This is a genomic window from Mesorhizobium sp. WSM4828 (assembly GCF_055811175.1).
The window spans coordinates 34219-51374 of record NZ_JBVVQK010000017.1 but is presented as its reverse complement, the minus strand read 5'-3'; the positions used below and the strand labels follow the sequence as shown (position 1 = coordinate 51374).

20 protein-coding genes are annotated in these 17156 nt (G+C 62.5%); 14 read left to right on the top strand and 6 right to left on the bottom strand.

The window, feature by feature from the left end:
• The first annotated feature begins 84 nt into the window (after positions 1-84).
• The gene (locus AC0L2X_RS19650; protein ID WP_473600265.1) at positions 85-900 is read left to right on the top strand and encodes a methyltransferase domain-containing protein; all 816 of its coding nucleotides are present in this window, start codon (positions 85-87) and stop codon (positions 898-900) included.
• Here AC0L2X_RS19650 and AC0L2X_RS19645 read toward each other — a convergent pair whose 3' ends face one another.
• Positions 901-1293 (bottom strand): DoxX family protein, encoded by a 393-nt coding sequence (locus AC0L2X_RS19645; RefSeq protein ID WP_473561443.1) that lies wholly within the window; start codon positions 1291-1293, stop codon positions 901-903. It abuts the gene before it with no gap.
• Between the two features lie 180 nt (positions 1294-1473).
• On the opposite strand from AC0L2X_RS19645, the gene AC0L2X_RS19640 reads away from it, so the two are divergent.
• A complete protein-coding gene (locus tag AC0L2X_RS19640; RefSeq protein ID WP_352491127.1) occupies positions 1474-1980 on the top strand; it encodes a hypothetical protein in 507 nt (168 codons plus the stop codon).
• A 117-nt stretch (positions 1981-2097) separates the two neighbouring features.
• On the opposite strand, the gene AC0L2X_RS19635 is transcribed toward AC0L2X_RS19640, so the two are convergent.
• Complete coding sequence (locus tag AC0L2X_RS19635; protein ID WP_473561442.1) at positions 2098-2874, bottom strand: VOC family protein; 777 nt, start codon at positions 2872-2874, stop codon at positions 2098-2100.
• A 388-nt stretch (positions 2875-3262) separates the two neighbouring features.
• Here AC0L2X_RS19635 and AC0L2X_RS19630 point away from each other — a divergent pair, with 388 nt between their 5' ends.
• The 6 genes from AC0L2X_RS19630 to AC0L2X_RS19605 all read left to right on the top strand — a co-directional run bounded on the left by AC0L2X_RS19630 (position 3263) and on the right by AC0L2X_RS19605 (position 7878).
• Complete coding sequence (locus AC0L2X_RS19630) at positions 3263-4612, top strand: NAD(P)-dependent oxidoreductase (RefSeq protein WP_473561441.1); 1350 nt, start codon at positions 3263-3265, stop codon at positions 4610-4612.
• Complete coding sequence (locus AC0L2X_RS19625) at positions 4609-4968, top strand: hypothetical protein (RefSeq protein ID WP_473600264.1); 360 nt, start codon at positions 4609-4611, stop codon at positions 4966-4968. Before AC0L2X_RS19630 ends, AC0L2X_RS19625 begins: the two co-directional genes overlap by 4 nt.
• 65 nt (positions 4969-5033) lie before the next feature.
• A complete protein-coding gene (gene preA, locus AC0L2X_RS19620; protein WP_473561437.1) occupies positions 5034-6347 on the top strand; it encodes an NAD-dependent dihydropyrimidine dehydrogenase subunit PreA in 1314 nt (437 codons plus the stop codon).
• A gap of 100 nt (positions 6348-6447) precedes the next feature.
• Positions 6448-6966: an RrF2 family transcriptional regulator gene (locus tag AC0L2X_RS19615; protein WP_473561435.1), complete on the top strand. Its 519-nt coding sequence runs from the start codon at positions 6448-6450 to the stop codon at positions 6964-6966.
• Between the two features lie 14 nt (positions 6967-6980).
• Entirely contained in the window at positions 6981-7439 is a 459-nt protein-coding gene (locus AC0L2X_RS19610) for a carboxymuconolactone decarboxylase family protein (RefSeq protein ID WP_352505556.1), read from the top strand.
• Positions 7440-7500: 61 nt separating this feature from the next.
• On the top strand, positions 7501-7878 hold the full coding sequence (locus tag AC0L2X_RS19605) for a DoxX family protein (RefSeq protein ID WP_473561433.1): 378 nt from the start codon (positions 7501-7503) through the stop codon (positions 7876-7878).
• Positions 7879-7905: 27 nt separating this feature from the next.
• On the opposite strand, the gene AC0L2X_RS19600 is transcribed toward AC0L2X_RS19605, so the two are convergent.
• Positions 7906-8628 carry an SDR family oxidoreductase gene (locus AC0L2X_RS19600; RefSeq protein WP_473561432.1) on the bottom strand — a complete coding sequence of 241 codons (723 nt, stop codon included), beginning with the start codon at positions 8626-8628 and terminating at the stop codon, positions 7906-7908.
• Positions 8625-9476 carry an SDR family NAD(P)-dependent oxidoreductase gene (locus tag AC0L2X_RS19595; RefSeq protein ID WP_473561431.1) on the bottom strand — a complete coding sequence of 284 codons (852 nt, stop codon included), beginning with the start codon at positions 9474-9476 and terminating at the stop codon, positions 8625-8627. Before AC0L2X_RS19595 ends, AC0L2X_RS19600 begins: the two co-directional genes overlap by 4 nt.
• Before the next feature lie 103 nt (positions 9477-9579).
• Here AC0L2X_RS19595 and AC0L2X_RS19590 point away from each other — a divergent pair, with 103 nt between their 5' ends.
• Complete coding sequence (locus AC0L2X_RS19590) at positions 9580-10452, top strand: helix-turn-helix transcriptional regulator (RefSeq protein ID WP_352709711.1); 873 nt, start codon at positions 9580-9582, stop codon at positions 10450-10452.
• Between the two features lie 287 nt (positions 10453-10739).
• Here the strand turns inward: AC0L2X_RS19590 and AC0L2X_RS19585 are convergent, their stop codons facing one another.
• On the bottom strand, positions 10740-11381 hold the full coding sequence (locus tag AC0L2X_RS19585; protein WP_352491100.1) for a TetR family transcriptional regulator C-terminal domain-containing protein: 642 nt from the start codon (positions 11379-11381) through the stop codon (positions 10740-10742).
• 243 nt (positions 11382-11624) lie between these two features.
• On the opposite strand from AC0L2X_RS19585, the gene aptA reads away from it, so the two are divergent.
• The 5 genes from aptA to AC0L2X_RS19560 all read left to right on the top strand — a co-directional run bounded on the left by aptA (position 11625) and on the right by AC0L2X_RS19560 (position 16638).
• Entirely contained in the window at positions 11625-12953 is a 1329-nt protein-coding gene (gene aptA, locus AC0L2X_RS19580) for an omega-aminotransferase AptA (protein WP_473561429.1), read from the top strand.
• 109 nt (positions 12954-13062) lie between these two features.
• Complete coding sequence (locus AC0L2X_RS19575) at positions 13063-13503, top strand: endonuclease domain-containing protein (RefSeq protein ID WP_473561427.1); 441 nt, start codon at positions 13063-13065, stop codon at positions 13501-13503.
• A gap of 3 nt (positions 13504-13506) precedes the next feature.
• On the top strand, positions 13507-14757 hold the full coding sequence (locus AC0L2X_RS19570; RefSeq protein ID WP_473561426.1) for a Zn-dependent hydrolase: 1251 nt from the start codon (positions 13507-13509) through the stop codon (positions 14755-14757).
• 58 nt (positions 14758-14815) lie between these two features.
• The gene (gene hydA / locus AC0L2X_RS19565; RefSeq protein WP_352491103.1) at positions 14816-16267 is read left to right on the top strand and encodes a dihydropyrimidinase; all 1452 of its coding nucleotides are present in this window, start codon (positions 14816-14818) and stop codon (positions 16265-16267) included.
• Between the two features lie 2 nt (positions 16268-16269).
• Entirely contained in the window at positions 16270-16638 is a 369-nt protein-coding gene (locus tag AC0L2X_RS19560) for a hypothetical protein (protein WP_352491104.1), read from the top strand.
• A 35-nt stretch (positions 16639-16673) separates the two neighbouring features.
• Here the strand turns inward: AC0L2X_RS19560 and AC0L2X_RS19555 are convergent, their stop codons facing one another.
• Entirely contained in the window at positions 16674-17078 is a 405-nt protein-coding gene (locus AC0L2X_RS19555) for a cupin domain-containing protein (RefSeq protein ID WP_023720850.1), read from the bottom strand.
• Positions 17079-17156 lie beyond the last annotated feature (78 nt).

Genomic DNA, 17156 nt, shown 5'->3' with positions numbered 1-17156 from the left:
ACCGGAAATTCTTTCGTCCAGTGATCTTTCGTTTTATTATCGACGCGTGGCGGGCGGCTGGATGATGGCTCTGGAGGAGCCGCGATGCCCGACGTCTATTCGCAGATCACGACCGCTGATCCATCAGTTGTTGCAATGCTGATCAATGCCTTGGAGCTGCGAGCTGCCGACCCGCGCCAGAAGGCGATCCGCCAGGCCTTCTTCTCGTCGATCGATTTTCCTGAAAACGCACGCGTCCTGGAGGGCGGCTGCGGCACTGGAGCGATCTGTCGCGAGCTCGCACTGCTGTCAAACGTTCGTGAAGTCGTCGGGCTCGATCCTTCGCCGATATTTCTGGCGAAGGCACGCGAGCTCGCTGCGACCATCCCTAACCTCACCTTCGTCGAAGGAGACGCGCGGTCTCTGCAGCACGAAGACGCCTCATTCGACGTGGTCATCTTTCACACCTGTCTGACGCATGTGCCCGGTCCTGAAAAGGCGTTAGAGGAATCGCTGCGCGTGCTTCGGCCAGGCGGCTGCCTGGCAATCTTCGATGGCGACTATGCGACGACAACCGTTGCCATCGGCGATCATGATCCGCTGCAGGATTGCGTAGACGCCGCGGTTGCGGCGCTGGTGAACGACCGGTGGCTGGCACGCCGGTTGCCCCTGCTGGTGAAATCAGCAGGCTTTGTCGTCGAAAAGTTCGAAAGCTACGGCTACACGCCGATCGCCGCGCCTGATTACATGCTGACTCTGGTTGATCGTGGCAGCGATATACTTGCCGGCCGGAAACGGCTGGATAAGGCGCTTGCCGACGGGCTGAAGCACGAGGCGCGGCGGCGGGTCGAAACCGGAGAGTTCTTCGGCTTCATCGCCTTCGCCGGCCTGATTGCGCGCAGGCCGAGGCTGACGCACTAATTATGAGGCGCGGCGGTTGTCCAGCGCCAGGGCGCCGGCGCCGGCGAACACCAGATAGAGGAAGATGAAGCAGAACGATATTGCCGCATCGCCGCCATTGTTGACCGGGAAGAAGTCGCGCGGCATGTGCGCCATGAAATAGGCGATCGCCATCTCGCCGCTGAGAAGGAATGCCACCGGCCTGGTGAAAAGCCCCAATACCAGGAGGATGCCGCCGGCGAATTCCAGGACGGCCGCAGTCAGCGATAGCCCGCTCAGGGCGCCGGCATGGTCGCCGGCGGGAAAATTGAACAGCTTTTGCGTACCATGTTCGATGAATTGCAGTGCCGTCATTATGCGCAATGCGGCCAGAGCCTGCGGCTGATATCTGGCAGGGCCGTCGAAAAGCTTCATCTAAGACTCCATTTTACCCCCGAACCGGCCATAGATTATCGCCCGGCAGGGAACCATTCACTTCGCATGGCCCGCCATAAACAATCAGTGATGGAAATGTTCCTCGTCCTTTCAATATTTTTCTCTCCAGGGTTGTATTTAAACCGCTATAGTTGTACTGAGATCCAGACACTCCAAGCCATGTGGGTTCCGTTTGCCATGAGAAAAGTCGTCGTCAGCCTATTCGCCATCCTTGCAGGCACCAGCGTCGCCATGGCCGACGACGCCGGCTGTGCTGCTTTCAAATGGCCGGTGACGCGCGAGGAGGCCCTGTTTGCGGCGGCGCCCGCCGCGCAGTCCGGCGCTGACCTTTCGGTCGGCGAGGCTGCAGATGTGGCGTTGGCGCCGGTCGGCACGATCAGCTTCACCGTTCCGCCGGAACGCGCGCCGGCAGCCGGTACATTCGGCGCGACGGCGAGCGTAGCCGTGCCCCCGGAGGGAGAGCTCCAGATCAGCCTGTCTGATGAGGCCTGGATCGATGTCGTTCAGGACGGCAAAGCCGTGAAGTCGGCGGCTTTCAGTGGTATAAAAACCTGTCCGGGGATCCGCAAGAGCGTGCGCTTCAAGCTAGCCGCCGGCCCGGCGACCATCCAGCTCAGCGGCGCCAAGAAGCCCGATCTCAAAGTTTCCGTGCTGACGCCGGAATAGTTCTCAAAGAGCGTAAGGTTGGAGGGACAGCGCCCCTCTCTGTCCTGCCGGACATCTCCCCCACGAGGGGGGAGATCGGTTTTTGCTGCCGGTTTCGCCAATCGCGACGCGACGTTGCTACCGCACCGGTGCCATTAGCGCGAAATGGGCGCCTTGCGGGTCCGTGCACTGCACGATCCAGCTGCCGCCGGGGACCTCCATCGGACCCATCAGGATCTTGCCGCCATTGTCGGTGACGCGCTTGGCTGCCGCGTCGATGCCGGGCACGTTGAAATAGAACTGCCAGACCGGCACCGGGATCTGCTCGGGCTTGTTCATTATGCCGCCAACGGGCTCGGCGCCGAAGGCGAAAAGCTGGTAGACGCCCATCGGACCCATGTCCATGGCGTCGCCCTTCTCCCAGCCGAACTGGCTGGAATAGAAATCGAACGCCGCCTTCCAGTCTGACGTGTAGAGCTCATGCCAGCCGATGTTGCCGGGTGTCGTCAACGGCAGCGGCGGCTGGTCGGGGCCGCTGGGCTGCAAGAAGTTGAACATCGCACCTTGCGGATCGGCAACGACGGCGAAGCGGCCGACGCCAGGAATTTCGTCGGGCTCGCGGTGAACCGCGCCACCAGCCTTCTTGAGGGACGCCGTTGCGGCATCGATGTCCCTGGTGAGGATATAACCGATCCAGGCCGGCGGCATGCCCATCTTGCGCGCGTCCTCGGGCAGCGTCATCAGCCCGCCGACGCCGCGCTCGCCGACATTCATCACGATATAGCGCGGCATGCCAGAGGCCCCTTCGAAAGGCTGCCCCCTCCAGCCCACCACGGAGGTGTAAAACGCCTCGGCGGCGTCGAGATCGGTGGTCATCAACTCGTACCAGAAGAAGGGCATCGGGGACTGTGGCATTGTCGTACTCCTTGCGGTTTGTACATCGATCATGCGCGATCCATTCTAGGACGATCTTCACGACGAAAATCCGACAGCCAACCAAAAAAGACAGCGGCAAACTGGAAATGTTGCCGGGTTGCGCGCCCTGCGGTTTTCGACCTTGCTTGCAGTCAACGAGGGGTTGTTAATCCATGCGCCGGATGTCGCTCACTTCCGAACTTGTCGCGCTGTGCCATCGAGAGAGCCGATCCGTACCTGCTTCGTGACGCGCATGGCCGTTTCGGAAAACATGACTATTATAATCATGTTTGTGAAGGTTTTCAGCGAGTTGCGGCGAAAATTGACCAATTGATAAAAAAATAAAACGTGCTAGCCTTCCCCAAAACAAGAACATGGGGAACTGACGATGCCAGAAGGCCAGTTCAAGCAAGGCATTGCCGGCGGGCGGCTCTCGCCGGAGCAATATGCCGATAATTTCGCCGACCTGCACCCGCCGCTCGATCATCACGAGGCGCTGGTCGAGTCCGACCGCTGCTATTTCTGCTATGACGCGCCGTGCATGAATGCATGCCCGACCTCGATCGACATCCCGCTGTTCATCCGCCAGATTTCGACCGGCAATCCGATCGGTTCAGCCAAGACTATTTTCGACCAGAACATTTTGGGCGGCATGTGCGCCCGCGTCTGCCCGACCGAGACGTTGTGCGAAGAGGTCTGCGTGCGCGAGGTGGCAGAAGGCAAGCCGGTGCAGATTGGTCGCCTTCAGCGCTACGCCACCGATGTCGCCATGGCCGAAAACAAGCAGTTCTATAAGCGCTCCGAACCGACCGGCAAGACGGTCGCCGTGGTCGGCGCCGGACCGGCCGGGCTTGCGGCCGCGCATCGGCTTGCCCGCCACGGCCACGACGTGACCATCCTGGAAGCCCGGCCGAAGCCCGGCGGCCTCAATGAGTACGGTATCGCCGCCTATAAGAGCGTCGACAATTTCGCCCAGGCCGAAGTCGACTATGTCACCTCCATCGGCGGCATCGACATCCAGAACGGCAAGGCGCTCGGCCGTGACTACCAGCTGTCGGACCTGACCAGGAATTACGATGCGGTGTTCCTCGGCATGGGGCTTGCCGGCGTCAATGCCTTGCGAGCGGATGGCGAGGAGGCGCAAGGCGTCACCAATGCCGTCGAGTTCATTGCCGAGCTTCGTCAGGCCAGTGATCTGGCCAGCCTGCCGGTCGGCCGGCGTGTTGTCGTCATCGGCGGCGGCATGACGGCGATCGACGCGGCGGTGCAATCGAAGCTGCTCGGAGCCGAAGAGGTGACGATCTGCTATCGGCGCGGCCCGGAGCACATGAATGCCTCCGAATTCGAGCAGGATCTGGCTGCCGCCAACGGCGTCACCATCCGGCACTGGTTGCAGCCGAAGCGGGTCATTGCCGACGCCGGCAAAGTGTCGGCGATCGAGCTCGAATACACCGCGATGGACGGCGACCGGCTCGTCGGCACCGGCGAGCGGCTGACGCTGACCGCCGATCAGGTGTTCAAGGCGATCGGCCAGAGCTTTGTCCCGGCTGCGCTCAACGGCAGCGGAGCCTTGCTTGCCCTGGAAGCCGGCCGCATCAAGGTCGACGCCGAAGGCCGCACCTCGTTGCCAAACGTCTGGGCCGGCGGCGACTGCATCTTTGGCGGCGACGACCTGACTGTCTCGGCCGTCGCGCAAGGCCGGGACGCGGCGGAGAGCATCAACCGGGCTCTGCGATGATGGCGCCGGTACTCGCTGTCGCTGTCGTCATCGGCGCTGCGGCAATGCAGGCGGTTTCACCAGACTATTGGCTGTACACGCAATGGTGTGACGAGAAGGGTGACGAGCGGATGTTCGTAGAAGCGTCCGGCGTCGGCTTCAACGAGCACACGATCTGCCAATGGACATCCGGGCCGCCAGCTGGCGACTTGGTTGTGACAGCGGTTTCATGCGCGAACGTCTATCCCAACGGAGACGAGACCGTGCGCATGGACGAAAGCATGGTCAAGCTGGAGGCGCGCAAGGGCGATCCGGACAGGATCACAGTTACGGTCGAAGGCGAACCACCGGCGGTTTTTCTTCGATGCGAGGAATGATCCGGGTACGATAGTCAACGCTGTAAGGCGGCGGTGAGCCCGCCGCAGCCAGAGGAGAAAGACCCATGGCAGACATCCGCAACAATTTCGTCGGCATCAAGTCGCCGAACCCGTTCTGGCTGGCGTCGGCGCCGCCGACCGATAAGGCTTACAACGTCATTCGCGCCTTCAAGGCGGGCTGGGGCGGCGTGGTGTGGAAGACGCTCGGCGAAGAGGGCCCACCGGTGGTCAACGTCAACGGGCCACGCTATGGCGCGATCTGGGGCGCCGACCGTCGTCTGCTTGGCCTGAACAATATCGAGCTGATCACCGACCGCGACCTCCAAGTCAACCTGCGCGAGATCAAGCAGGTCAAGATGGACTGGCCCGACCGGGCGATCGTCGTCTCGCTGATGGTGCCGTGCGAGGAGCATGCCTGGAAGGCGATCCTGCCGGTAGTCGAGGAGACCGGCGCCGACGGCATCGAGCTCAATTTCGGCTGCCCGCATGGCATGTCGGAACGCGGCATGGGTGCGGCGGTCGGCCAGGTGCCGGAATACATCGAAATGGTGGTGCGCTGGTGCAAGGCCAACACCCGCATGCCTGTTATCACCAAGCTGACGCCCAACATCACCGACATACGCAAGCCGGCACGCGCTGCCCTTGCCGGCGGCACCGATGCGGTGTCGCTGATCAACACCATCAATTCGATTACCGGCGTCAATCTCGATAGTTTCGCACCGGAGCCAACGATCGACGGCAAGGGTTCGCATGGCGGCTATTGCGGCCCGGCGGTGAAGCCGATCGCCATGAACATGGTGGCCGAGATCGCGCGCGACCCGGAAACGAAGGGCCTGCCGATCTCCGGTATCGGCGGCATCACCACCTGGCGTGACGCCGCCGAATTCATGGCGCTCGGCGCGGGCAACGTGCAGGTGTGCACGGCGGCGATGACCTATGGCTTCAAGATCGTGCAGGAGATGATCGCCGGCCTGGAAAACTGGATGGACCAGAAGGGCCATGCCTCTCTCGACGACATCATCGGCCGGGCCACGCCCAACGTCACCGACTGGCAGTATCTCAACCTCAACTACATCGCCAAGGCGCGCATCGACCAGGACGCCTGCATAAAATGCGGCCGCTGCCACATCGCCTGCGAGGACACCTCACACCAGGCGATCACCAGCATGGTCGACGGCGTCAGGCATTTCGAGGTGATCGAGGCCGAATGCGTCGGCTGCAATCTCTGCGTCAATGTCTGTCCGGTCGAGAACTGCATCACCATGGAGCCGCTGGCGGTCGGCGTGATGGATCAGCGCACCGGCAAGCCGGTATCGCCGATCTATGCCAACTGGACGACGCACCCGAACAATCCGATGGCCAAGGTGGCGGCGGAATAGCATTGCGAAAAAAGCGGCGTTCACGGGCGCCGCTTTTTAATTTTCCTATTGCGGATAAAAGTTATCCACGATAATCTATATCCATGAACAGGAGAGTGGAATGAAGCTGGGCGAAGGCGTCGAAGCGGCCATTCATTGCGCCACGATGCTTGCCGGGGTTGATGGCGCCGCGACCTTGCCGGGTGCTGCCATGGCCGAAGCGTTCGGGCTATCGCCGAGCTATCTGATTAAGCATCTCAACGCGCTGACTGCGTCGGGCATTCTGGAATCGGTGTCGGGGCCGTCCGGCGGCTACCGGCTGGCGCGGCCGGCGGAACGCATAACGCTGCTCGATATCGTGCTGGCCGTCGAGGGTCGCGAACCGGCCTTCCGCTGCGCCGAAATCCGCCAGCGCGGCCCGGCGAAGCTCGATGCCTCGGTGTATGTCAAACCTTGCGGCATCAACGTGGCGATGCTGAAGGCCGAGCGCGCCTATCGCGCAGCGCTCGCCGACGCCCGGCTGTCCGACATCGTGGCGGACTACACGGCCGATGCCGATCCCCGTTCGGTCGCCGCCAACTGCGCCTTCGTCGAGCGCCACCAGCGGCCGCAGAAATCAGGTTCAACCAAGCAAGCATGAAAGGGCTACAGACGATGAAACAGAGGCTGCAATTTTTCGGCGCGGCGCCGGAGATCATGAAGGCGGTGTCGGCGCTCAACAAGGCAGTCGACGAATGCGGGCTCGAAAAAAGCCTGTTGCATCTGATCAAGCTCAGGGCGTCGCAGATCAACGGCTGCTCGTATTGTGTCGAGATGCACAGCCGCGAAGCGCGCCGCGACGGCGAAAGCGAGCAGCGGCTCTATCTGGTCTCCGCCTGGAAGGAATCGCCGCTGTTTTCAGAGCGCGAACGCGCAGCCTTGGCCTGGACCGACGCGCTGACCAGGATTGCCGACAACGGAGTATCGGACGAACTCTATGCAAGGACGCTCGAATATTTCTCGGAAGAGGAGCTGGTCAAGCTCTCGGTTGCGCTCGGCATGATCAACACCTGGAACCGGCTTTGCGTTCCGTTCCATGCAATCCATCCGATGCCAGCGGTCTTGGCCGCTTGAGCATGGACCAGGCGCGCGGCCTTGCGCCGCGCGCCTCTTTTCTGCCCAAGGACCCGACAGCATGTTTTCAAACTTTGATAGTGAGATCCTATTCGCCGCCCGCTTGCTGCTTGGCGGCGCCTTTGTCTTTGCCGGCCTGCGCAACGTTCAGAACGCGGCATTGGTGAGCCAATTGATGACGACGCGCGGCGTGCCGCAGGCACGGCTCGTGCTGTGGCTGGGGATCGTCCTGCAGATGGTCGCCGGAGCACTGGTGATTGTGGGCATCTGGACCGCTGCCGCCGCTCTGTGCCTGATCCTGTTCCTGATCGTCGCCACGCCGATGTTCCATAACTTCTGGGATCATCAAGGCCCGGAGCGCGCGTCCCGCATCAACGGTTTTGTCGGCAACGTCGCGCTGACCGGAGGATTTCTGGCGCTGATCGCGCACTTGCTTTGACAATGACCCTCGCCTGGGGCAGCCGGCTCACGCCGCGTACCGCAAGCCGCCATCACAGGTCAGGACCTGGCCGGTGACGAAGCTGTTCGAAACCAAGAACGCAATCGCCTCGGCGACGTCCTCGGCACGGCCGATACGGCCGACCGGCGTCGTGCCGGCATACTCGGCAAACACCGCACGGCGCTGTTCATCGGGCAGGAAATCCCACCAGGGCGTGTCGATGACACCCGGTGCCACGACATTGACGCGTAACGGCTTCAGCTCCATCGCCAGGATCGGCACCACGGTCAGCAGCATGCCGTTGACGGCGGCGATGCCGGCGACACCCGGCGCCGACAATTGCGCCGACACCGCCGAGATGAAAGTCACCGAGCCGCTCTTGTTCAACGTCGGCAAGGCGGCCTGCAGGCAGGAGAGCTGTGGCCGGACCTTCTCGTCGACGCCGCCGCCGATGTCGGTCAGGTCAAGTGTTTCGAACGGGCCGAGCCCCTTGCCGCCGCTGGCGGCCAGCACCAGGTGATCGAAAGGGCCGAGGTCGTTGAAGAACCGGCGAACCTCGTCCGGCTTCGCGGCATCGAAGGCCGCTTTTTCGACGGCGCCGCCAAGGCTTTGCCACGCCTTGTCGAGCCTTTCCTGGTTGCGCCCGGTGATCGTCACCTTCATACCCGGGCCGAGCAGCTTTTTCGCGGTGGCGAGGCCGATGCCGGAGGAGCCGCCGACGACGACGGTGTGACTGGTTTTCTCGGTCATGAATTTTCTTTCTTCGATGTTGCGGAAGCGGGTGCGAGCCCGACAAGGCCGAGGCTCAATTCGCGCAACTGCTGCCTCGCCTTCGCGTCATAGGCTTGCGCATCGGCGCGGGATTCTCTCTGGCCGTCGAAATAGAGGCCGCTTCGCCCTTCGAGTGCCGGCGATGTGGCGAGGTTGATGATGGCTTCGGCGCCGGTTTCGACTGAGCTCCACGGCGTGATGCCCGCCTGCCGCACCATAGTAGTGTTCATGTAGCTTGCCGGATGCAGGCTGTTGACGATCACATTGGTGCCGTTCAGCTGCTCCGCCAGATCGATGGTGAACATGATCTGCGCCAGCTTGCTCTGGCAGTAGGCACGGACGCCGTCATAGGAGCGGGTCAGCATGACGTCGTCGAAATCGATCGCCTGCTGGCCGGCCGAGGCGACGTTGACGATGCGCGCCGGCGCGCTGGCCTTGAGCAGCGGCAGCAGCTCCATGGTGAGCAGGAAGCCGGCGAGATAGTTGACGGCAAAGCGCAGTTCGTAGCCGTCGGCGCTGATCTGTCGTTTCGCGTTGGGACCGGCAGTGCCGACGCCAGCATTGTTGATGAGGATTTCGAGCCGGCTGGTTTTTGCACGCACAGCCTCGGCGAGGCGGCGGACTTCCGCCAGGGAGGAGAGATCGGCGACCAGCAACTCGGCCTTGCCGCCGGCGGCTTCGATTTCGGCCACGGTCGCCTTGCCCCTTGTCGCGTCGCGGCCATGCACCAGGATGCGGGCGCCGCCGGCGCCGAGCCTTTGCGCGACGACGCGGCCGACGCCATCGGTCGACCCGGTGATGAGGATTGTCTTGTCTTTCAGTTCCATGTTCAGAGCCTCCATCTCATCGCTCTGAGGGGAAACATGGGGCACCGGCCACTTGCCAAACAGTTCAAACTTTATCCTGGTATCGATACTGCTATAATAGCGTATGGATTCCACCACGCATTCCGCCGAAGACAGCCGCCGCCGCGAGCTTGGCGCCTTTCTGCGCTCGCGGCGTGAGAGGCTGACGCCTTCGGCCACGGGCATCTCGACGGGGTTGCGCCGGCGCACACCCGGGCTGCGGCGTGAGGAGGTGGCGATGATCGCCGGCGTCGGCACGACCTGGTACACCTGGCTGGAGCAAGGGCGCGACGTTCGGCCGTCGGTGGAAGTGCTGACCGCACTCAGCCGGGCGCTGCGCCTGGACGCGGCCGAGCAACGGCATCTGTTCATCCTTGCCGGCCGACCGCAGCCGGAGCGTCGCGTCGACGCGCCGGAAAAGGTCGATAGTTCGTTGCTGCACATGCTGCAGAGCCTGGTCCTGCAGCCGGCCTATGTCCTTGGGCGGCGCTGGGACGTGCTGGCCTGGAATTCTGCCGCGGCAGCCGTGTTCGGCGACTATGGTCTGCTGGAGGGCGATGCCCGTAACATCGTCCACATGGTTTTCACCAGCCCGCAGCATCGGCGCCTGCTCGTCGACTGGGAGGAATTGGCGCGTGCCGTGCTGGCGTCATTCCGGGCAGAAAGCGCGAAGTATGTCGGCGATCCGGATTTCGAGCGGTTGATTGTGCTGATGACGCGTTCAAGTCCGGAGTTTCGCGCCTGGTGGCCGCTGCGCGATGTGGCCCGCAACCTATCGGGAGTGAAGCATGTCCGGCACCCGATAGCGGGCGCCATGGCGTTCGAGCATATGAGCCTGTCGATCGACGACGGCTCGGACATGAAGCTGATCGTCTACACGCCGCTCGCCGAGCAGAACTCGATCGCCAAGCTCGAACAGCTGCTGGAGACGCTTCCGGCCGAGCGGCGCAGCGCGTGAGGCCCCTCAACTTCGTCATCCTGGGGCGAAGCAAGGAGCGAAGCGACGCGGCGCAGACCCCAGGATCCATGCCGTGACGTCAAGGCGTTGCAGCGGTTCAGAATTCTGTTTCGTCGCATTTCTCGGTTTATTTCACGGCATGGATCCCAGGGTCTCCGCGACGCCGCTCCGCGGCTGCTCCGCCCTGGGATGACGAAGCTGAGGAGTTTCGGCTAATCTCCACAGTCTGCGACGGCCGACTGGAACGAACGCGAATATTGACTGCAACCGGCCCTCCACCAGTTGCCTCAGCCCTTCGGCTTCAGCCCGTCGATAAACAGCTGTTCGAGAAACCTTGCGGCATCTTCGAAGCGGCCGTCGCCACCGCGGTCGGGGCCGAGCACGGCGCGGACCTGGACGTCGAAATCGGCATAATGCTGCGTCGTCGCCCAGATCGAGAAGATCAGGTGCCAGGGGTCGGTGCGGGCAATCTTACCGGCGCGCATCCAGCCCTTGATGACATTGGCTTTCTCGTCGACCAGCGTCTTCAACTCGCCTTCCAGCATCGGCATGATGCGCGGCGCGCCCTGCAGGATCTCGTTGGCGAACAGCCGGCTCTCGCGCGGGAAATCGCGCGCCATTTCGAGCTTGCGCCTGATGTAGCTGCGCAGTTCGGTCAAGGGGTCGCCGATATCGTCGAGTTCGCGCAGCGGCGCCAGCCAGGTGTCGAGAAGCCGCTGCATCAGCGTCTTGTGGATGTCCTCCTTGCGGCGGAAATAATAGAGCAGGTTCGGCTTCGACATGCCGGCGGCTTCGGCGATCTGGTCGATGGTCGAGCCGCGAAAACCGTTGGTGGAGAAGACTTCGAGCGCCGCCTCGAGGATGAGCTCGCGCTTTTCCAGCTGGATGCGGGTGCGGCGAGGAGCGGAGCTTTCGACCGCTCCCGTCACGTCGAAAAACCTTCGCCGCGAGGAGCGTCTGGACCAATTCTCTGGACCAGTTTTTCTCCGCCCTGTGGAGCGCACTTCGAAAGCCGCATTTCCGCTAGTAATCCCTTGACCGCTGATAGAGCGGTGCTAACGTTTGTCCAACCGGTCAAAAATTTGCGTAGCACGAAAACGTCGCGAAGACAAAGTGTTGGAAAGACCAGGCGTTAGCCGCACCGAAACAGGTTACAAGGGGAAGTCTTGGTCATGTCCAACCGGCTGAAAGTCACGCCGAACGATCTCAGTGCATTCTGGATGCCGTTCACGGCAAACCGGCAGTTCAAGCAGGCGCCGCGCATGATGGTGTCGGCCAAGGACATGCATTACACGACCAGCGACGGGCGCAAGGTTCTCGACGGCACCGCCGGCCTGTGGTGCGTCAATGCCGGCCACTGCCGTCCGAAGATCACCGAGGCGATCCAGAGCCAAGCGGCAGAGCTCGACTATGCGCCGGCCTTCCAGATGGGCCACCCGATCGTGTTCGAGCTGGCGAACCGGCTGGTCGATATCGCGCCGAAGGGCATGGACCATGTGTTCTTCACCAATTCCGGATCGGAATCGGTCGAGACCGCGCTGAAGATGGCGATCGCCTATCACCGCGTAAAAGGCGAGGGCTCGCGTACCCGCTTGATCGGCCGCGAACGCGGCTATCACGGCGTCAATTTCGGCGGCATTTCGGTCGGCGGCATCGTCACCAACCGCAAGATGTTCGGCACGCTGCTCGGCGGCGTCGATCACATGCCACACACGCATCTGCCGGAAAAGAACTCCTTCACCAAGGGCGTGCCCGAGCATGGCGCGGAACTGGCGAACGAGTTGGAGCGTATCGTCGCCTTGCACGACGCCTCGACCATTGCCGCCGTCATCGTCGAGCCGGTTGCCGGTTCCACCGGCGTCATCCTGCCGCCGAAGGGCTATTTGCAGAAGCTTCGTGAGATCTGCACCAAGCATGGCATCTTGCTGATTTTCGATGAGGTCATCACCGGTTTCGGCCGTCTCGGTACGCCGTTTGCCGCCGACTATTTCGGCGTCACGCCGGACATCATGACCACGGCCAAGGGCGTCTCTAACGGCGTCATCCCGATGGGCGCGGTGTTCGTGAAGAAGGAAATCCACGACGCCTTCATGACCGGCCCCGAGCACATGATCGAGTTCTTCCACGGCTACACCTATTCGGGCAATCCGATCGCCTGCGCGGCGGCGCTGGGCACGCTCGACACCTACAAGGAAGAGGGGCTGCTGTCGCGCGGCGAGGAACTGGCGCCGTACTGGGAGGACGCGCTGCACTCGCTGAAGGGTGAGCCGAACGTCATCGATATCAGAAACATCGGCCTGATCGGTGCAATCGAGCTGGCGCCGATCGCCGGCCAGCCGACGAAGCGGGCCTTCTCGGCCTTTGTGAAGGCGTTCGAGCGCGGTGCGTTGATCCGCACCACCGGCGACATCATCGCGCTATCGCCGCCGCTGATTATCACCAAGGGTCAGATCAACGAATTGATCGACCACGTGCGCGAAGTGCTGAGGGCTGTGGATTGAACCAGGTGCAGCTTTCCCTCCCCCTCGAGGGGAGGGTGGCCGCGAAGCGGCCGGGTGGGGTCGGTGCGGCAGTGCGCCAACCTGACCTTCGGCCGTATAGGTGCCTGTGATGCCCCGGACCCGCGTGAGCTTCGAAATGCGCCAAAAGGCGCGCGCGCTTCGGGTTCATGCGACCAAAGGCGAATCGCTGCTTTGGTATGAACTGCGCGAATTGAAATCGGCCGGCATGAAATTCCGCCGCCAGTGTCCGATCGGGCCTTATATCGTCGACTTTACTTGCCTTGCGGTAAAGCTGGTCGTTGAAGTCGATGGTGATCTGCACGAACAGGAGAAGGGCAAACGGCACGACGCCGTCCGTGATGCCTATCTGCGATCGCTCGGGTTCGATATCTTTCGCGTCGATGAGCCCGATGTCATAAACAGCGCTTGGCATGTCGCACAGGTGGTCAAGGAGAAGGTCGCGCGCATGTCAGCCGACCCCACCCGACCGCTTCGCGGCCACCCTCCCCTCGAGGGGGAGGGGGACGCCGCGCAACCGATGAGGTTTTAGAATATGGCCGCCCCCGGCGAGAATCTGCGAATCAATTCAGACCGTTTGTGGGATTCGATAATGGAGATGGCGAAGATCGGCCCCGGCGTTGCCGGCGGCAACAATCGCCAGACCGTGACCGACGAGGACGGCGAAGGGCGGCACCTGTTCAAGCGCTGGTGCGATGAGGCGGGGCTCGAAATGGGCGTCGACGAGATGGGCACGATGTTTGCCCGCCGCGAAGGCACCGATCCCAGCCTGCCGCCGGTCTATGTCGGCAGCCATCTCGACACCCAGCCGACCGGCGGCAAGTATGACGGCGTGCTCGGCGTGCTCGGCGGCCTGGAGGTCGTGCGCTCGCTCAACGATCTCGGCATCAAGACAAAGCACCCGGTCGTCGTCACCAACTGGACCAATGAGGAAGGCGCGCGCTTTGCGCCGGCGATGATGGCGTCCGGCGTTTTCGCCGGCGTGCTCGATCAGGCCGACGTTTATTCGCATGTCGACAAGGACGGCAAGAAATTCGGCGAGGAGCTCGAACGGATCGGCTGGAAGGGCACCGAGAAAGTCGGTGAGCGCAAGATCCATGCCTTCTTCGAATTGCATATCGAACAGGGCCCGATCCTCGAGGACGAGGGCATCGACATCGGTGTCGTTACTCATGGCCAGGGACTGAAATGGCTGCAGGTGACGCTGACCGGCAGGGAGGCGCATACCGGCTCGACGCCGATGCCGAAGCGGCGCAATGCCGGGCTCGGCATGGCGCGGGTGATCGAGCTGGTGCACGAGATCGCCATGGACTACCAACCCGACGCCGTCGGCGCGGTCGGCCATATGGAGGTCTATCCGAACTCGCGCAACATCATCGCCGGGCGCACCGTCTTCACCATCGACATCCGCTCGCCGGAAAAGGAGGTGCTGGACGCCATGGACGGCCGCATCCGCGAAGGCATCGACACGATCTGCGACGCGCTCGACATCAAATATCAAATCGAGCAGGTCGGCCATTTCGACCCGGTCACCTTCGACGCGGGCTGCGTCAAGGCTGTGCGGGATGCGGCGGAGCGCCTGGGGTATACGCATCGCAATATCGTCTCGGGCGCCGGCCATGACGCCTGCTGGATCAACCGCGTCGCGCCGACGGCAATGGTGATGTGCCCCTGCGTCGACGGTCTCAGCCACAACGAGGCCGAGGAAATCACCAAGGAATGGGCAGCGGCCGGCGCCGACGTGCTGTTCCATGCGGTGGTGGACACGGCGGTCATTGTCGAATGATGGGATAGCCTCGCAACGCCGCTCGCAAGAAGCGCGAAGAGAATAAGGGAACAAGAAAATGTCCAAAGTCATCCGAAACGGCACCGTCGTCACCGCCGACCGCACCTGGAAGGCCGATGTGCTGATGCAGCACGGCCAGATCGTTGCCATCGGTTCGAACCTTCATGGCGACCATGAGTTCGACGCCAGCGGCTGCTATGTGATGCCGGGCGGCATCGACCCGCATACCCATCTCGAAATGCCGTTCATGGGTACCTATTCGGCCGACGATTTCGAGAGCGGTACACGCGCCGCCCTTGCCGGCGGCACGACGATGGTCGTCGATTTCTGTCTGCCGGCACCGCAGCAATCGCTGCTCGAGGCCCTGCAGATGTGGGACAACAAGACCTCGAAGGCGTCCTGCGACTATTCCTTCCACATGGCGATCACCTGGTGGGGCAAGCAGGTGTTCGACGAGATGGCCACCGTCGTCGACAGGGGCATTACCTCGTTCAAGCATTTCATGGCCTACAAGGGCGCGCTGATGGTCGATGACGACGAGCTTTACTCGTCGTTCCAGCGCTGCGCCGATCTTGGCGCGCTGCCGCTGGTCCATGCCGAGAATGGCGACGTGGTGGCCGCCCTGTCGCAGAAGCTGCTGGCTGCCGGCAACAACGGCCCCGAAGGACACGCCTATTCGCGACCGCCGGAAGTGGAAGGCGAGGCGACCAACCGCGCCATCATGATCGCCGACATGGCCGGCGTGCCGCTCTATGTCGTGCATGTCTCCTGCGAGCAGGCGCACGAGGCCATTCGCCGGGCGCGCCAGAAAGGCATGCGGGTATTCGGCGAGCCGCTGATCCAGCACCTGACGCTGGACGAGAGCGAATATTTCAACAAGGACTGGGACCATGCGGCGCGGCGCGTCATGAGCCCGCCCTTCCGCAACAAATGGCACCAGGATTCGCTGTGGGCCGGCCTGCAGGCCGGGTCGCTGCAAGTGGTGGCGACCGACCATTGTGCCTTCACCACCAAACAGAAGCGCAACGGCGTCGGCGATTTCACCAAGATCCCGAACGGCACGGGCGGGCTCGAGGATCGTTTGCCGGTGCTGTGGACGACGGGCGTCAAAACCGGCCGGCTGACGATGAACGAGTTCGTCGCGGTGACCTCGACCAACATCGCCAAGATCCTCAACATGTATCCGAAGAAGGGCGCCATCGTTGAAGGCGCGGACGCCGACATCCTCGTCTGGGACCCAAAGCGCAAGAAGAAGATCACGGCCAAGAAGCAGCAGTCGGTGATCGACTACAACGTCTTCGAAGGTTTTGAGGTGACCGGCCTGCCGCGCTTCGTCTTCTCGCGCGGCGAACTGTCGATCGAGGAAAACGAGATCAAGGCAAAGCCCGGCCATGGCGAGTTCGTCGCTCGCGAGCCGAACGCGGCGGTCAACCGGGCACTGTCGACCTGGAAGGAAATTTCCGCGCCGCGCAAGGTGGAACGGACGGGCATCCCGGCGACGGGCGTTTGAGCTTGGCGAGCCAGACAGCGATTATCTCGATGGCCGCGGTGATCCTTGCCGCCGGGCCGGCGGCGGCTGACGTCCTTGCCGGTTCCTTTGGCAATGAGGTCGGTTGCGTTGGTGTACGGCTCGGTTATCAGGACAGCGACGATTATGTCGTGCTGACTGCCGAGGGCATCGAAACCTATGGCGGCGGCTGCCAGTTCGCACAGCGATTGACGACGGCGCCTGGCACCCTGTTGTTGAGCTCCACCTGTTTCGCCGAGGGCGAGGAGGGCACGACCACGGAAGTCGTCAAGGTCATCAACAGAGGAGCGGACGGTTTCTTCGTGACCATTCCCGGCCTTGAGGAGATAGGGCCGCTGAAATCATGTTCGTGACGGTGCCGATGACGACCGCCGCCTCGATGCCGGCGTCAGGCGACCAACCCGTCCAGTTCCGGCAGCAGGACAACGCTTTCCTGTTCGTTGGGATCGGTGCGGGCAATGACCGCCGAGGCGGGGCTGTCGCTCAGATTGGCCGGCAGATGCGGCACGCCGGGGGGAATATAGAAAAGATCGCCGGCCTTGACCACGATATGCTGTTCGAGCCGGTCGCCATACCAGGTATGGACCTCGCCGGAGAGCACATAGATCGCGGTTTCATGGTTTTCGTGCATATGCGCCTTGGCGCGGGCACCCGGCGGCATGGTCAGCAGATGCATGCAGATGCCGGACGAGCCGACTGTTTCGGCGGCGATACCGGCGAAATAACTCAGGCCCTGCTTGCCTTCATAAGAGCTTTCAGGGCGGATAAGATGGCAAGTCGGTTTCGGCGACATCGGGGCAACTCCGGGCGTCTATCTGATGGGACAAGGGCGCGTAGAACTGGGGCGAGTAAAACCGGGGCGAGTAGGACT

Bases quoted from the DNA above. Each gene is read 5' to 3' on its own strand.
- AC0L2X_RS19650 (WP_473600265.1), top strand. From the start codon at position 85: ATGCCCGACGTCTATTCGCAGATCACGACCGCTGATCCATCAGTTGTT.
- AC0L2X_RS19645 (WP_473561443.1), bottom strand. From the start codon at position 1,293: ATGAAGCTTTTCGACGGCCCTGCCAGATATCAGCCGCAGGCTCTGGCC.
- AC0L2X_RS19640 (WP_352491127.1), top strand. From the start codon at position 1,474: ATGTGGGTTCCGTTTGCCATGAGAAAAGTCGTCGTCAGCCTATTCGCC.
- AC0L2X_RS19635 (WP_473561442.1), bottom strand. From the start codon at position 2,874: ATGCCACAGTCCCCGATGCCCTTCTTCTGGTACGAGTTGATGACCACC.
- AC0L2X_RS19630 (WP_473561441.1), top strand. From the start codon at position 3,263: ATGCCAGAAGGCCAGTTCAAGCAAGGCATTGCCGGCGGGCGGCTCTCG.
- AC0L2X_RS19625 (WP_473600264.1), top strand. From the start codon at position 4,609: ATGATGGCGCCGGTACTCGCTGTCGCTGTCGTCATCGGCGCTGCGGCA.
- preA (WP_473561437.1), top strand. From the start codon at position 5,034: ATGGCAGACATCCGCAACAATTTCGTCGGCATCAAGTCGCCGAACCCG.
- AC0L2X_RS19615 (WP_473561435.1), top strand. From the start codon at position 6,448: ATGAAGCTGGGCGAAGGCGTCGAAGCGGCCATTCATTGCGCCACGATG.
- AC0L2X_RS19610 (WP_352505556.1), top strand. From the start codon at position 6,981: ATGAAACAGAGGCTGCAATTTTTCGGCGCGGCGCCGGAGATCATGAAG.
- AC0L2X_RS19605 (WP_473561433.1), top strand. From the start codon at position 7,501: ATGTTTTCAAACTTTGATAGTGAGATCCTATTCGCCGCCCGCTTGCTG.
- AC0L2X_RS19600 (WP_473561432.1), bottom strand. From the start codon at position 8,628: ATGACCGAGAAAACCAGTCACACCGTCGTCGTCGGCGGCTCCTCCGGC.
- AC0L2X_RS19595 (WP_473561431.1), bottom strand. From the start codon at position 9,476: ATGGAACTGAAAGACAAGACAATCCTCATCACCGGGTCGACCGATGGC.
- AC0L2X_RS19590 (WP_352709711.1), top strand. From the start codon at position 9,580: ATGGATTCCACCACGCATTCCGCCGAAGACAGCCGCCGCCGCGAGCTT.
- aptA (WP_473561429.1), top strand. From the start codon at position 11,625: ATGTCCAACCGGCTGAAAGTCACGCCGAACGATCTCAGTGCATTCTGG.
- AC0L2X_RS19575 (WP_473561427.1), top strand. From the start codon at position 13,063: ATGCCCCGGACCCGCGTGAGCTTCGAAATGCGCCAAAAGGCGCGCGCG.
- AC0L2X_RS19570 (WP_473561426.1), top strand. From the start codon at position 13,507: ATGGCCGCCCCCGGCGAGAATCTGCGAATCAATTCAGACCGTTTGTGG.
- hydA (WP_352491103.1), top strand. From the start codon at position 14,816: ATGTCCAAAGTCATCCGAAACGGCACCGTCGTCACCGCCGACCGCACC.
- AC0L2X_RS19555 (WP_023720850.1), bottom strand. From the start codon at position 17,078: ATGTCGCCGAAACCGACTTGCCATCTTATCCGCCCTGAAAGCTCTTAT.